15 protein-coding genes are annotated in these 14,623 nt (G+C 65.1%); 12 read left to right on the top strand and 3 right to left on the bottom strand.

Features of this window, described 5'->3' with window-relative positions; translation table 11 throughout:
• On the top strand, positions 1-932 hold a 932-nt coding region (locus B1A78_RS15880), incomplete at its 5' end, for a GNAT family N-acetyltransferase (protein ID WP_077147894.1).
• On the opposite strand, the gene B1A78_RS15875 is transcribed toward B1A78_RS15880, so the two are convergent.
• The gene (locus B1A78_RS15875) at positions 929-1,243 is read right to left on the bottom strand and encodes a sel1 repeat family protein (RefSeq protein WP_077147893.1); all 315 of its coding nucleotides are present in this window, start codon (positions 1,241-1,243) and stop codon (positions 929-931) included. The genes B1A78_RS15880 and B1A78_RS15875 overlap by 4 nt on opposite strands.
• Before the next feature lie 142 nt (positions 1,244-1,385).
• Entirely contained in the window at positions 1,386-2,225 is an 840-nt protein-coding gene (panC, locus tag B1A78_RS15870) for a pantoate--beta-alanine ligase (RefSeq protein WP_077147896.1), read from the bottom strand.
• Positions 2,226-2,307: 82 nt separating this feature from the next.
• Here panC and B1A78_RS15865 point away from each other — a divergent pair, with 82 nt between their 5' ends.
• The 8 genes from B1A78_RS15865 (at position 2,308) to B1A78_RS15830 (ending at position 9,349) form a co-directional block, all read left to right on the top strand.
• The gene (locus B1A78_RS15865; protein WP_077147892.1) at positions 2,308-3,117 is read left to right on the top strand and encodes a division plane positioning ATPase MipZ; all 810 of its coding nucleotides are present in this window, start codon (positions 2,308-2,310) and stop codon (positions 3,115-3,117) included.
• Positions 3,118-3,150: 33 nt separating this feature from the next.
• Positions 3,151-4,557, top strand: a complete 1,407-nt coding sequence (pgmG, locus tag B1A78_RS15860; protein WP_077147891.1) for a phosphoglucomutase/phosphomannomutase PgmG — start codon at positions 3,151-3,153, stop codon at positions 4,555-4,557.
• Between the two features lie 97 nt (positions 4,558-4,654).
• Positions 4,655-5,470: an LPS export ABC transporter ATP-binding protein gene (gene lptB / locus B1A78_RS15855; protein ID WP_077147890.1), complete on the top strand. Its 816-nt coding sequence runs from the start codon at positions 4,655-4,657 to the stop codon at positions 5,468-5,470.
• A gap of 14 nt (positions 5,471-5,484) precedes the next feature.
• On the top strand, positions 5,485-6,942 hold the full coding sequence (gene rpoN / locus B1A78_RS15850; RefSeq protein ID WP_077147889.1) for an RNA polymerase factor sigma-54: 1,458 nt from the start codon (positions 5,485-5,487) through the stop codon (positions 6,940-6,942).
• A 68-nt stretch (positions 6,943-7,010) separates the two neighbouring features.
• Entirely contained in the window at positions 7,011-8,027 is a 1,017-nt protein-coding gene (gene galE, locus B1A78_RS15845) for a UDP-glucose 4-epimerase GalE (protein WP_077147888.1), read from the top strand.
• Positions 8,028-8,116: 89 nt separating this feature from the next.
• Positions 8,117-8,242 (top strand): type B 50S ribosomal protein L36, encoded by a 126-nt coding sequence (gene ykgO, locus B1A78_RS15840; RefSeq protein WP_003046794.1) that lies wholly within the window; start codon positions 8,117-8,119, stop codon positions 8,240-8,242.
• A gap of 97 nt (positions 8,243-8,339) precedes the next feature.
• Positions 8,340-8,948, top strand: a complete 609-nt coding sequence (locus tag B1A78_RS15835) for an HAD family phosphatase (RefSeq protein WP_077147887.1) — start codon at positions 8,340-8,342, stop codon at positions 8,946-8,948.
• The gene (locus B1A78_RS15830) at positions 8,948-9,349 is read left to right on the top strand and encodes a hypothetical protein (protein ID WP_077147886.1); all 402 of its coding nucleotides are present in this window, start codon (positions 8,948-8,950) and stop codon (positions 9,347-9,349) included. Before B1A78_RS15835 ends, B1A78_RS15830 begins: the two co-directional genes overlap by 1 nt.
• Before the next feature lie 5 nt (positions 9,350-9,354).
• Here B1A78_RS15830 and B1A78_RS15825 read toward each other — a convergent pair whose 3' ends face one another.
• Complete coding sequence (locus B1A78_RS15825; protein ID WP_179102063.1) at positions 9,355-11,493, bottom strand: S9 family peptidase; 2,139 nt, start codon at positions 11,491-11,493, stop codon at positions 9,355-9,357.
• Between the two features lie 82 nt (positions 11,494-11,575).
• Between B1A78_RS15825 and B1A78_RS15820 the strand changes: the two genes are divergently transcribed.
• The 3 genes from B1A78_RS15820 to B1A78_RS15810 form a co-directional block, all read left to right on the top strand.
• Positions 11,576-13,402: an aminopeptidase P family protein gene (locus B1A78_RS15820; protein ID WP_077147885.1), complete on the top strand. Its 1,827-nt coding sequence runs from the start codon at positions 11,576-11,578 to the stop codon at positions 13,400-13,402.
• A 2-nt stretch (positions 13,403-13,404) separates the two neighbouring features.
• On the top strand, positions 13,405-13,860 hold the full coding sequence (locus tag B1A78_RS15815) for a thioesterase family protein (protein ID WP_077147884.1): 456 nt from the start codon (positions 13,405-13,407) through the stop codon (positions 13,858-13,860).
• A 309-nt stretch (positions 13,861-14,169) separates the two neighbouring features.
• On the top strand, positions 14,170-14,623 hold a 454-nt coding region (locus tag B1A78_RS15810; RefSeq protein ID WP_077147883.1), incomplete at its 3' end, for a hypothetical protein.

The raw sequence follows: 14,623 nt of genomic DNA, 5'->3' as shown, positions 1-14,623 counted from the left end.
CGCCCGCCTATCTCAAATCGCACAGCCAGGGCGAATATGTCTTCGACCACGCCTGGGCCGATGCCTGGGCGCGCGCCGGCGGCGATTATTATCCGAAGCTGCAGATTGCCGCGCCGTTCACCCCGGTGCCGGGGCCGCGCCTGCTGTCGAACAGCGACGACGACGCGCTGCTGTTGCTCCGTGCCGCCGAGGCGGTGGTGCGCCAGAATGGCCTGTCATCGGCGCATGCGACTTTCGTTGCGCCCGAGCAGATGCCCTTGTTCGAAGAGGCGGGGTGGCTGGTCCGGCGCGACATCCAGTTTCATTTCGCCAACACGGGTTATGCGAGTTTCGACGATTTCCTCGCCACGCTGACCTCGATGAAGCGCAAGCAATTGCGCAAGGAGCGCGCCCGGGCGGTCGAAGGGCTGCGCATCGAGGACCTCACCGGCGCGGCGATCCGGCCCGAGCATTGGGACGCGATGTGGCTCTTCTATCAGGACACCGGCGCGCGCAAATGGGGCCAGCCGTATCTCACGCGTGAGGCCTTTGACCTGATGGGCAAGAACATGGCAGACGAGATCATCCTTGTCCTCGCCTATGACGGGAGTGATCGCGCGGTGGCGGGGGCGATGCATTTCCTCGGTGCCGACACGCTCTATGGGCGCTATTGGGGCTGCCTTGCCGACATCCCCTATCTCCATTTCGAACTCTGCTATTATCGCGCGATCGACATCGCGATCGCGCGCGGCCTGGGGCGGGTCGAGGCGGGTGCGCAGGGCGGGCACAAGCTCGCGCGCGGCTATGGCCCGGTCGCGACCTGGTCGGCGCATTTTATCGCCGATCCGGGGTTCCGGCGCGCGGTCGCCGACTATCTGGAAACCGAACGCCGCGCCGAAGAAGCCGAAATGGACTGGCTCGAAGGGCATACGCCCTTCAGGCGGAAGGATTAGGCGGCGAAGCGGCGTGCGGCCGGGCGGCGCGCGGTTTCGTCGAGCCAGGCGCGTGCCTGGCGCTGCGCTTCGGCAATCTCGTCGCGGGTCATTTCGTCGGACAGGTCGGCACGGCATTGCTGGCCTTCCTTGTTGCCGCCGAGCGCCGCGAGGTTGAACCATTTATGCGCCTGGATCAGGTCGACATCGACGCCGCCGCTTCCGGTCGAGAAGGCGATGCCGAGATCGAAATAGGCGCCTGCGTCGCCGCGCGCGGCATCGAGCAGCCGGCTTTCGATCAGATATTGTGCGGACTTCAGACTGTTAGCCATGAGTAACCCCCTGTCGCCTCTCCCCACCGAGAGACTTCGGGGTCGAACCTTGCGGATCATGGTCAACAAAGCGTTAACGATGATCGCATTTTTTCGGGGATAAAGTCCAAGATCCGCAGAAAAGCAGGGCTGGCGGGGTTAATCAGCCGACCGGATAATTGTCGATCAGGCGTGTTTTTCCGATTCGCGCCGCCGCCAGCAGCCGCGCAGGCGCGCGGAAATCGGTCAGGCGTTCGAGGCTGTCGGCATCGGCGAGCGCGACATAATCGACGCTGTCGAAGCCGCCGGCGACGATCGCCTTTTCGGCGGCGGCGAGGCTTTCGCCGACGTCGGCGCCGGCCGCAATGGCCGCGGCGGCGGCCTTCAGCGCGTCGGGAAAGGCGGTCGCGGCGGCGCGCTGCGCTGCGGACAGATAGGCGTTGCGCGACGACAGCGCGAGGCCATCGGCGTCGCGCGCGATCGGCGCGCCCAATATGTCGAGCTTGAAATCGAGGTCGCGCGCCATGCGGCGGATGATCGCAAGCTGCTGCCAGTCCTTCTCGCCGAAGATCGCGACATCGGCGCGCACCTGGTTGAACAATTTGGCGACGACGGTTGCGACGCCGTCGAAATGGCCGGGCCGCGCGGCGCCGCAATAATCGCTGCCGAGTTCGGCGACCTCGATATGCGTCGAGTAGCCGGCGGGATACATGGTGGAGACGTCGGGCGCCCACAGCAGCGCGACGCCTTCCTGCGCGAGCAGCGCGGCGTCGCGCGCTTCGTCGCGCGGATAGGTGGCGAAATCCTCGTTCGGGCCGAATTGCGTCGGGTTGACGAAGATCGACACGACGACATGGTCGGCGACGCGCTTGCCCATGCGGACCAGCGACAAATGCCCGTCGTGCAGCGCGCCCATCGTCGGCACCAGCGCAACGCTTTTTCCGTCCCGTTTCAGGGCGTCGACCGCGCGATGCAGCGTCGCGATATCACGGATGATTTGCACGGCCGCCCGCCCTCCGATAATGGCGGCTGACACGCCACCCACGCGGCCCCCATGCGCCGCCGACAGGAAATTCGCAACGCTCATGACGACTCCCGCGCCGCACAATATCATCTTTGCCAATGAGAAGGGCGGGACGGGCAAATCGACCTGCGCCGTGCATTTCGCGGTCGCGCTGGCGAGCCAGGGCTGGAAGGTCGCGGGGCTCGACCTCGACCCGCGTCAGCGCACCTTCCACCGCTATCTGGAAAATCGCGTCCAGACCGAAAAGCGCCGCGACATCGCGCTGCCGACCCCCAAATTCGAAGTGTTCGAAGGCTCGACGATCGAGGAGCTCGACGCCCAGGTCGCGCGCCTGTCCGAGGGCGCCGACTATTTCGTCGCCGACACCCCCGGCCGCGACGACATCTTCGCGCGCCACCTCGCGACCAGCGCCGACACGCTCGTCACCCCGATCAACGACAGCTTCATCGACTTCGACCTGATCGGCCAGGTCGACCCCGAGACCTTCCAGGTCACCCGCCCCAGCTTCTATTCCGAACTCATCTGGGACACGCGCAAGGCGCGCGCCAAGACCGACGGGCGGACGATCGACTGGATCATCCTGCGCAACCGCCTCCAGCACGTCGATGCGCATAATATGCGCCGCGTCGGCGAGGCGCTGACCCAGCTGTCGCGCCGCGTCGGTTTCCGCGTCATCCCGGGGCTCGGTGAGCGCGTCATCTATCGCGAGCTGTTCCCGGCGGGCCTCACCCTTCTCGACAAGGCACATCTGGGCGGCATGGGCATCGGCCATGTCGTCGCGCGGCAGGAATTGCGCGAAGCGATGGCGGGGCTCAACCTGCCGACGCGCGAGCGGCTGCATCCCGACGGCGATCTCTTCGCCGCCGCCTGACCTCTCTTCTCCCCCGAAAGCGAGCGAACACCCATGACCGCCATCACCAGCCATGCCTTCCACCCGACGATGCTGCGCGAATATGATATTCGCGGCGTCGTCGGCGATACGCTGTCCGCCGCCGACGCCTATGCCATCGGGCGCAGCTTCGCGACGCTGATGAAGCGGGCAGGGGGGCGGTCGGTCGCGGTTGGCTATGACGGGCGGCTGTCGTCGCCGATGCTGGCGGATGCGTTGATCGAGGGGATCAACGATGCGGGCGTCGATGCGCTCAACGTCGGGCTCGGCCCCACCCCGATGCTCTATTATGCGGCCTCAACCGAAAAGGTCGACGGCGGCATACAGATAACCGGCAGCCATAATCCCCCCGATTATAACGGCTTCAAAATGGTGTTTCAGGGACGCCCCTTTTACGGCGCCGACATCGCGGGCATCGGCACGATGGCCGCCGCGGGCGACTGGGAAGTCGCCGGCTCCGGGGGCAAGGGATCGACGCAGAGCATCGACATCGTCGACGCCTATGTCGACCGGCTGGTCGAGGGTTTCGCCGGCGGCGCGTACCGCATCGGCTGGGACGCGGGCAACGGCGCCGCGGGCACCGTCATCGAGAAATTGACCGCGCGGCTTCCGGGCGAGCATTTCCTGCTGTTTACCGACATCGACGGCCATTTCCCGAACCACCATCCCGACCCGACCGAAGAGAAGAATCTGGCCGATCTGAGGAAGCTCGTCGCCGAAAGGAGCCTCGATTTCGGTGTCGCTTTCGATGGAGATGGCGACCGCATCGGCGCGATCGACGGCCAGGGCCGGGTGATCTGGGGTGACCAGCTGCTGCAGATCTATGCCGCTGCGGTGCTCAAGGACGTGCCCGGCGCGACGGTGATCGCCGACGTGAAGGCGAGCCAGGCGCTGTTCGACCGCGTCGCGGAGCTCGGCGGCCAGCCGATGATGTGGAAGACCGGGCACAGCCTGATCAAGGCGAAGATGAAGGAAACCGGCAGTCCGCTGGCGGGGGAGATGAGCGGGCATATCTTCTTCGCCGACCGCTATTATGGCTATGACGACGCGCCCTACGCCGCGGTCCGGCTGATCGAGGCGGCGACGAAGCTCGGGCAGAGCGTCACCGACCTGCGCGGCGGCATGGCGCCGATGGTCAACACCCCCGAACTGCGTTTCCAGGTTGATGAGGTGCGCAAATTTGCCATTGTGGACGAAGTTCTCGAACGGCTCGCGGCGGCCGGCGCGAAGGTCGACCGCACTGACGGCGCGCGGGTGCTGACCGACGATGGCTGGTGGCTGCTCCGCGCGTCGAACACGCAGGACGTGCTCGTCGCGCGCGCCGAGGCGAAGGACGAAGCGGCGCTCGAGCGGCTGATGGCGGCGATCGACGAACAGCTCGCGCTGTCGGGCGTCGTGCGCGGGCCGCAAGCCGCGCACTGATCGCCGCTGCTCCTTCCCTGCAATAATCTTGCCAGATTGACCTCGGTCGCGCCGTTGGGGTAGTGCCGGGTCCTGATTTGAAGGCGATGACCGCGACATGACCGACGACACTTCCCTCGCGACCCCGCCCTCGGGCGGCGACCACGGCGTTTCCGACCATGTCGCGCACGTCCAGGAGGAAGCTGCCGCGGGCAACGGCCTCGCGGTCGTGTCGATCGCCAAAAGCTATGACAAGCGCGTCGTCCTCTCGGACGTCTCGCTGTCGGTGGCGAAGGGCGAGGTGCTCGGCCTGCTCGGTCCCAACGGCGCGGGCAAGACGACCTGCTTCTATTCGATCATGGGGCTGGTGAAGCCCGACGCCGGGCGCATCATGCTCGACGGCGCCGACATCACCGCGCTCCCCATGTATCGCCGCGCGATCCTCGGCCTCGGCTATCTGCCGCAGGAAACCTCGATCTTTCGCGGCATGACCGTCGAACAGAATATCAGCGCGGTGCTCGAACTCAGCGAGCCCGACAAGGTCGCGCGCGAACGCCGGCTCGAGGAACTGCTCGACGAATTCGGCCTCACCCGGCTGCGCAGCGCCGCCGCGATGGCGCTGTCGGGCGGCGAACGCCGCCGCGCCGAAATCGCTCGCGCGCTCGCCGCCAATCCGTCGATCATGCTGCTCGACGAACCCTTTGCGGGCATCGATCCCTTGTCGATCAGCGACATCCGCGATCTCGTCGCCGATTTGAAGACGCGCGGCATCGGGGTGCTGATCACCGACCATAATGTCCGCGAAACGCTCGACCTCGTCGACCGCGCCTGCATCATCTACGACGGCAAGGTGCTGCTCGCCGGGTCGCCCGCCGAGCTCGTCGCCGATCCCGAGGTGCGCCGCCTCTACCTCGGCGAGGGCTTCTCGCTGTGATCGACTGAGGCGCCATGGCGCTGGGTCCCCGCCTCGATTTACGCCAGTCGCAATCGCTGGTGATGACGCCGCAGCTCCAGCAGGCGATCAAGCTGCTGGCGTTGTCGAACCTCGAGCTCGATGCCTATCTGGCCGAGGCGCTCGAAGGCAATCCGCTGCTCGACACCGCCGCGCCCGACAGCGAAGGCGGCGGCGACGAGGCGCCCGAGGGCGACGTCGCGCCGGTCGAGGCCGCGACGCTCGACGCCGATCAGGCCTTGTCCTCCGACAGCGGCGCGACCGACGATCTCGACGTCGATCTCGGCGCCGAAAGCTTCCACCACGACAGCGCGAGCGACAGCGTCGGCCTGTCGGGCGACAGCGAAGGTATCGATTTCGACAGCTTCGCGGGCGAGGAGGATGATCTCCACGCGCACCTGCTCGCACAGGTCGGCGAATGTTTCGACGGACTCGAGGCGCTGATCGCCGAGCAGCTCGTCGCGATGATCGACGAGGCGGGCTATCTGCGCGCCGACCTTTCCGAGCTCGCGCAGCGGCTCGGCGTCGCGCTTGCGCTCGTCGAAGCGGTGCTCGCGCGGGTGCAATGTTTCGATCCCTCGGGGGTCGGCGGGCGCGATCTTGCCGAATGTATCGCGATCCAGGCGCGCGAGGCCGACCGCTACGATCCCGCCATGGCCACCATGATCGCGCACCTCGACCTCGTCGCCAAGGGCGCCTTTCCGCAATTGAAGCGGATCTGCGGGGTCGATGACGAGGATCTCGCCGACATGATCCGCGAACTGCGCGGCTACGACCCCAAGCCGGGGCTGCGCTTCGGCGGTTCGGCGGCGCAGGCGGTCGTCCCCGACCTTTATGTGCGCCAGACCGCGGCGGGCTGGGCTGTCGAGATCAACGGCGGCACGCTGCCGCGGCTGCTCGTCAACCGCCGCTATTATACCGAACTCGCGACCGGCGCGGCGGCGAAGAACAAGGCGTGGCTCTCCGAACAGCTCGCCGGCGCCAACTGGCTCGTCCGTGCGCTCGACCAGCGCCAGCGCACGATCGTCAAGGTCGCGAGCGCGATCGTCAAGCAGCAGGAAGGCTTCTTCATTCACGGTGTCGCGCATATGCGGCCGCTGACGCTGCGCCAGGTGGCCGAGGAGATCGGCATGCACGAATCGACCGTCAGCCGCGTCACCAGCAACAAATATCTGAGCTGCGCGCGCGGGCTGTTCGAGCTCAAATATTTCTTCTCGAGCGGCATCGCGGCGGTCGAGGGCGACGGCGCGGTGTCGGCCGAGGCGGTAAAGAGCCGGATCAAGGCGATGATCGAGGGCGAGGATGCCAAGGCGATCCTCTCCGACGAGACGATCGCGCAGAAACTCTCGGCCGAGGGCCACGACATCGCGCGCCGCACGGTGGTGAAATATCGCGAGGCGATGGGTTATGGCTCGTCGGTGCAAAGACGGCGGCAGAAGGCGCTCGCGGGTTGAGCGGCGCCTGCCGCTAACCATTTCCTAACCACGTCGCGGATAGCGTTTCGGCCAAAGGAGCCGACCGCGTGACCGTACAGCGCCATCCCTTTACCGTCCTCGTCACCGGCGGCGCCGGCTATATCGGCAGCCATGCGGTGCTCGCGCTGCTCGATGCCGGCTGGCGCGTCGCGGTGCTCGACAATCTGGTGACCGGTTTTCGCTGGGCGGTGCCGAAGGAGGCAACCTTCTACGAGGGCGATATCGCCGACGCCGCGCTCGTCACGCGGATCGTCGCCGAACAGGATGTCGGCGCGATCATGCATTTTGCGGGGTCGGTCGTGGTTCCCGAATCGGTGACCAACCCGCTCAAATATTATGACAACAACAGCGCGCGCAGCCGGGCGCTGATCGACACCGCCGTCCATGCCGGGGTGCGCCACTTCATCTTTTCCTCGACCGCGGCCACCTACGGCATCCCCGATAAGATCCCGGTGCGCGAGGATGCGCCGCAGCGGCCGATCAACCCTTATGGCATGTCGAAGCTGATGACCGAGGCGATGCTCGCCGACGTCGCCGCCGCGCATGACTTCAACTATTGCGCCTTGCGCTATTTCAACGTCGCGGGCGCCGATCCCAAGGCGCGTAGCGGCCAGTCGACCACCGGCGCGACGCACCTGATCAAGGTCGCGGTCGAGGCCGCGCTCGGCCGCCGCGCCCATGTCGACGTCTTCGGCACCGACTTCGCGACCCCCGACGGCACCGGGGTGCGCGACTATATCCATGTCAGCGACCTCGCCGCCGCGCATCTGCTCGCGCTCGACGCGCTGATTGCGCAGCCCGATGTCAGTCACCAATTGAACGCCGGCTATGGCCGCGGCTTTTCGGTGCTCGAAGTGCTCGATGCCGTCGACCGCGCGACGAATCGCACGATCGAGCGCCGCCTGGGCGACCGCCGGGCGGGCGATCCCGATGCGCTGATCGCCGACAATGAAGCGATTCGCGGCACCCTCGGCTGGGAGCCGCACTATGCCGACCTCGACACGATCGTCGCGCACGCGCTGGCGTGGGAACGCGCCTTGCAGGAACGTCGCCTCGCGGCCTGATTTCCGCGCCAAGCCGGTTGACTTTTAGCCCGCATCCCCATAGTTGCGCCGCTTCGCGTTACCGCCTGAGTTTTTACGGACACAAGATCATGAAGATTCGCAACAGCCTGAAGTCGCTGAAGGACCGCCACCGGGATAACCGCGTGATCCGCCGTCGCGGCCGGACCTATGTGATCAACAAGACCAACCGCCGCTTCAAGGCGCGCCAGGGCTGATGCCCCTGCGCGGGGCAGAATTGCCCCGTTTGCTTTTGCTGAACCGCGTAACGCCGTCGGACCCTTCCGGCGGCGCTTTCGCGTGTCCGGGCGCAGCATGATCGCCCGCTGCGTCATCTTCGACGTCGGCCGCGTGCTGTTCGAATGGGATTTGCGGCATTTGTTCGCCAAGCTCATCGCCGACCCCGCCGAACTCGACCATTTCGTCGGAAATATCGTCACCCCGGGCTGGCATTTCCAGCACGACGCCGGCCGCCCGATCGCCGAGATGGTCGCCGAGCGAAAGGCCGAATATCCCGAGCACGGCGCGCTGATCGACGCCTATGCGACGCGCTTCAACGAATCGATCCCCGGCCCGGTGCCGGGCAGCCTCGAGCTGGTCGAACGCCTCGACGCCGCGGGCGTGCCGCTGTTCGCGATCACCAATTTCGGGCATGATTTCTGGGAGGGTTTCCGCCCCACCCAGCCGGTGTTCGACCGCTTCCGCGATATCATCGTCTCGGGCACCGAAAAGCTGATGAAACCCGATCCCGCAATCTATGCCCTCGCGATCGAGCGATTCGGGATCGATCCGGCGGGGGCCTTCTTCATCGACGATGTCGCCGCGAACGTCGCGGGCGCCGAATCAGTGGGCATCGCGGGGCATCAGTTTATCGATGCGGCGACGCTGGAGCGTGAACTGGTAGGCCGGGGCTATCTTCGCTGATGGTGCGGCGCATTGCTTTTTGGCTGGCTCTTGTGCCGGGTCTTTGCGCTTTTTTCTTCCTCTTGCTTTCTCTGCTCACGGTCAACGCGGCGATTGGGCGCAGCCATTTTGCCAACGCATCGCTATGTGATGATGGGAGGCTCGCGCTATTTCGGCAGAAGGGTGTCCTGTCGCAGCATATCGTCGATCAAGAGCTGCTTTACAGGCTGCGGCATCCGCAGTTTGGCGAACAGAAAATGTTGGCGCGTAATGGTACGATGATTCTCCTGTCGGCAGGTTTGAAGCTGCGCTTCATGCCTGCCGAGCGGCGCAGGATGTTGGATGACATCCAGCCCAACATGCGACTCTGTCCGGGGACGCGCGAACGGCTGTCGCGTCGCGGCGTCATTCTTCCCGAATAGTCGCCCTACTTCTCAACCCCCAACTGCGTCAGCACGAAGGCGAACTCCTCGGCATCCTCGCGCAGCGCGCCCCAGCGGCCCGACTTGCCGGCATGGCCCGCGCCCATGTTGGTACGCAGCAGCAAGGTCGCATCATTGGTCCGCGTCGCGCGCAGCTTGGCGACCCATTTGGCGGGCTCCCAATAGGTCACGCGCGGGTCGTTGAGCCCCGCCGACACCAGCATCGGCGGATAGGCCTTCGCGGTGACATTGTCGTAGGGGCTGTAGCTCAACATATAGTCGAACGCGGCCTTGTCGGTGATCGGATTGCCCCATTCTGGCCATTCGCCCGGGGTCAGCGGCAGCGTTTCGTCGACCATCGTGTTGATCACGTCGACAAAGGGCACGCCTGCGAGCACCGCGCCCCACAATTCGGGCGCCTCGTTGTAGATCACCCCCATCACCTGTCCGCCCGCCGAGCGGCCTTCGACCGAAATCTTGCCGGCGCTCGTATATTTCTTCGCGATCAGGCCCTTCGCGACGTCGATGAAGTCGTTGAACGTGTTCTTGCGCTCGGTCGTCTTGCCCGCGAGATACCAGGCGCGCCCCATGTCGTCACCGCCGCGCACATGCGCGATCGCATAGACCATGCCGCGGTCGACGAGGCTGAGCCGCGTCGTCGAGAAACCCGGCGGCACACGGTAGCCATACGAGCCATAGGCGTAGAGGTGCATCGGCGCGGTGCCGTCGAGCTTGGTCCCCTTTTTGTAGACGAGCGAGGCGGGGATCATCGTCTTCCCGTCGCGGCTCGGCAGGTTAACCCGTTCGGTTACATATTGTGTCGCGTCGTAACCGGAAGGAATCTCCTGCACCTTCAGCGTCTCGAGATTTCCGCTTGCGATATCATAATCATAGACGGTGTCGGGGGTGACCATCGATTCATAATCGAGTCGCAACTTGTCCTGATGATATTCGGGATTGTCGCCGAGCCCCGCCACATAGGTCACGGCGGGGAATTTGATCCGGCCGGGGGTCAGCGGCGCGTCATATTTGCGCACATCGACCTGGTCGAGCCCGCCCTCGCGCGCCTCGATCACGAAATAGTCGCGGAATACCGAGAAGCCGGTGATGTAGCTGTGATCCGATCCGGGGATCAGCGTCTTCCATTCGCCCGGCGTCTTGATGCTCGCGGTCGCGACGCGGAAGTTCGGATGCTCGTCGTTGGTGTGGATGTAGAGCGTGCCGTCGCGTTCATCGACGCTATATTCGCGGCCCTTCTGGCGCGCCGACACCAGCTGCATCGGCGCCTCGGGGTTGTCGGCGGGGAGCAGATAGACCTCGCTCGTCTCGTTATCGCCCGTCGCAATCACGATATAATTGTCGGCGGCGGTCTTGCCGATGCCGACGCCGAAGCCGATGTCGGGCTCCTTGTAGAGCAATTTGTCTTGCGTGATCGGCGTGCCCAGCTTGTGCAGCCGGACATTGTCGGTGCGCCAATTCTCGTTGGCGAGGCCATAGAGCAAAGCGTCATTGCCCGACGTCCAGATCAGCGACGACAGCGTGCCGGGGATGACGTCGGGCAGCATTTCGCCGGTTTCGAGGTTGCGGATGCGCACTTCGAAGCGTTCGGAGCCATTGTCGTCGAACGAATAGGCCATCAGCTTGCCGTTCGGGCTGATCGACAGTTCGGCGAGGCGGAAATAATCCTTGTCCTTCGCCATCGCGACCTCGTCGAGGATCAGCACGGCGTCCCCGCCCGCGACGGGCCGCCGATACCATTTCTTATATTCGGCGCCTTCTTCATATTCGACCCAATAGGTCCAGTCGCCGTCCTTCTGCGGCACCGACGAATCGGCCTCCTTGATGCGGCCCTTCATCTCCTGGAACAGCGTTTCGACCAGCGCCGCGTGCGGCTTCATCTGGGTGTCGAAATAGGCGTTTTCGGCCTTCACATAATCGAGGACATCCTTGTCATCGATCACCGGATAGCTCTCGTCCTTCAGCCAGTGGTACGGATCGGACAGCGTCGTGCCGTGCAGCGTCATTTCGTGCGGGCGCTTGTCCGCGACGGGGGCGGCGGTCTTGTCGGTCAAATTCGTCTCTTTCTCTTCGGCGAAAGCGCCGGGGGGCGCGACAAGCGGGGTGGCAATTGCCGCCAGAAACATCCAAATAGCGCGCATCACAAAAACCTCCGCGGTGTCGCCCCGATGGGCGCGATTGCCGCGATGTAGGAATAAGGAACACGCGATGTCCAGCCCCGTCCATGCCGATCGTCTGACCCGCCTGCGCGCCGAACTCGCGAAGCGCGGCCTCGACGGCTTCGTCGTGCCGATCAGCGACGAGCATATGAGCGAGTATGTCGGCGCCTATGCGCAGCGCATGGCGTGGCTCACCGGCTTCGGCGGCTCGGCGGGGACCGCGGCGGTGTTGCCCGCCAAGGCCGCGGTGTTCATCGACGGGCGTTACACGGTGCAGGTGCGCGACCAGGTCGACGGCGCGCTGTTCGACTATGTCGGCGTGCCGCAGTCGAGCGTCGCCGAATGGCTCGGCGCGAACGTCAGCGCGGGGCAGAAGGTCGGCTACGATCCCTGGCTCCACGGCATCGACTGGGCCAATGGCACCGCCGCCGCGCTCAAGGCGAAGGGCGCCGAACTCGTCGCGGTGGACAGCAACCCGATCGACGCGGTGTGGGACGACCAGCCGGCGCCGAGCGATGCCGTCGTCGCGGTGCATGACGTCAAGCTCGCGGGGCAGAGTGCGGTCGACAAAAGGCAGGTGATCGCCGACTGGCTCAAGGACAAGGGGCTCGACACCGCGGTGATGACCGCGCTCGATTCGATCGCCTGGACCTTCAATATCCGCGGCGCCGACGTCAGCCACACGCCGGTCGGGCTCGCCTTCGCGCTGCTCCACGCCGACGCCACCGCCGACCTGTTCATCGCGCCCGAAAAGATGACCGACGCAGTGCGCGCGCATCTCGGCAACAGCGTCCGTATCCATGACCGTGACGCGTTCGAGGCCGCGCTCGCGGCGCTCGAGGGCAGACAAGTCGCGGTCGATCCCGGCTCGGCGGTCGCGGCGATCTTCACCGCGCTCGACGCGGCGGGTGCCAAGGTCGCGCGCCACCGCGACCCCGCGGTGCTGCCCAAGGCGATCAAGAACGCCACTGAACTAAACGGCACCCGCGCCGCGCATGTCCGCGACGGCGTCGCGGTCGCGCGCTTCCTGCAATGGATGGAGGATGTCGCGCCGCAGGGCGGTCTCGACGAACTCGGCGCCGCCGCGAAGCTCCGCGACTTCCGCGAGGCGGGCGGCGGGCTCGTCGATTTGAGTTTCGACACGATCTCGGCCGCCGGCCCGAATGGCGCGCTGCCGCACTACAAGGTTGACGAGAACACCAACCGCGCGATCGAGACCGGCACGCTCTATCTCGTCGACTCGGGCGGGCAATATGCCGACGGCACCACCGACATCACGCGCACGATCGCGATCGGCCAGCCCACCGCTGAAATGCGCCGCCGCTTCACCCAGGTGCTCAAGGGCCATATCGCGCTCGCGATGGCGCGCTTTCCCAAGGGCACGCGCGGTAGCCAGCTCGACATCCTCGCGCGCCAATATCTGTGGGCCGACGGCGTCGACTATGCGCATGGCACCGGCCATGGCGTCGGCACCTATCTCGCGGTCCATGAGGGGCCGCAGCGCATCGCCAAGCCCGCGGGCGGGCAGGCGGGGACCGAGGAGCCGCTCCACGCGGGCATGATCCTCTCGAACGAGCCCGGCTATTACAAGGCAGGGCATTTCGGCATCCGGATCGAGAATCTCGTCATCGTGACGCCGCAGAGCATCGACGGCGCCGAGGAGGATATGCTGGGGTTCGAGACGATCACTTTCGCACCGATCGCGCAGAACCTCGTCGACACCGCGCTGCTCTCGCCCGCCGAGGCCGACTGGTTCGACGCTTATCATGCCCAAGTGTTCGAGAAACTCGCGCCGGGCATGGACGAGGGCGACCGCGCCTGGCTCGAAGCGGCGTGCGCGCCGCTCGATCGCACCCTCGCCGCGCTCGCCGCCTGACCATGGGAATCGAACAGGTCCCGCTCGGCGATTTTCGCGTCACCGAAACTGTGCGCGTGCGCTTCAACGAGATCGACGGGCAGAATATCGTCTTCAACGCCCATTACCTCGTCTACGCCGACATCGGTGTGACCGAATATTTCCGCGCGCTGGGTGAGGGGCAGCCCGGCCCCTATTTTCACCAATATGGTACGGACATTCGCGAGACGCATTGCGAGATCGACTATCATGCCCCCGCGCGGCTCGACGAGCTGATCACCATCGCGGCGCGAATCAGCGCCTTCGGGCGCACGAGCTTCACGCTTCATTGCGGAATTTTCAGGGATTCGCAGCGGCTTACCGATATCGAAATCAGCTATGCGCATATCGACAGCGACAGCGGCCAGCCGACCGCGCTGCCCGGCAGCTTTATCGCCGAGGTGCGGCGATTCGAATCGCGGACCCCCGCGCAGCAGTGATTCGCCACCGGTGATTCGAACCGGATCGCATTTCTCGACTTAAAAAGTCGAGAAATTGGCGGCTTCGGGCGAAAAAAAAGGGCCACCCGAAGGTGGCCCGTGAAAGTTTTGGGAGAGGATGCCTAAAAGGCATGCTCATATTGCAGCGCACAAAAATTTGTGCAACTGCGAAATGAGCATCCGCTATTGCATTTTTTGCAATCGTGACACCGGTGGGTAAAGAACCCGCGCAAGGGCGCCGCAATCCCGCCGCAATCACGCCATCGCTATCCTCTCGCAAATTGCGCGTGGCTCCCCTAAATTGGGGACATGAAAGTGATGATGAACCATTGGGACGTCCGCGGCGGCTTCTCCGACTTCTGGCATTATATCCGCGCGCCGCGCCCGTATCGCTGGGCGTTCTGGACCGTCACCATCGCGGTGACGCTCGCGGTCTTCTATGGCATCGCCGAAAATATCGTCCGCACCGAAGAGCCGAAGGCGCAAATCATCTATTTCGAAAACTGGACCGAAGGGCGCACCGATGCCGAAGTCGGCGCCGGATGGATCGAACGCGCCAAGGAAGTGAACCGCGCCAATGCGCTGCGCCGCGCCGAATATCAGAAACTCGCCGACCGCATGGGGGTCGATTATGATTCGAGCGAGGCCGACAAGGAAACGCGCGAAGTGCTGGGGGCCGAAGCCGATACGATCGTGAAAAAGCCCGAGCCGCCCAAAGCGTCGACGCTCGCCGAACGCGCCGCGCGCGGGCCCAAGCCTGCCC

Origin of the sequence: Sphingopyxis sp. KK2 (genome assembly GCF_001990265.1) — a bacterium.
Lineage (GTDB): Bacteria > Pseudomonadota > Alphaproteobacteria > Sphingomonadales > Sphingomonadaceae > Sphingopyxis.
The sequence above is the reverse complement of the archived record's forward strand: the minus strand, read 5'-3'. Positions and strand labels throughout refer to the sequence as shown.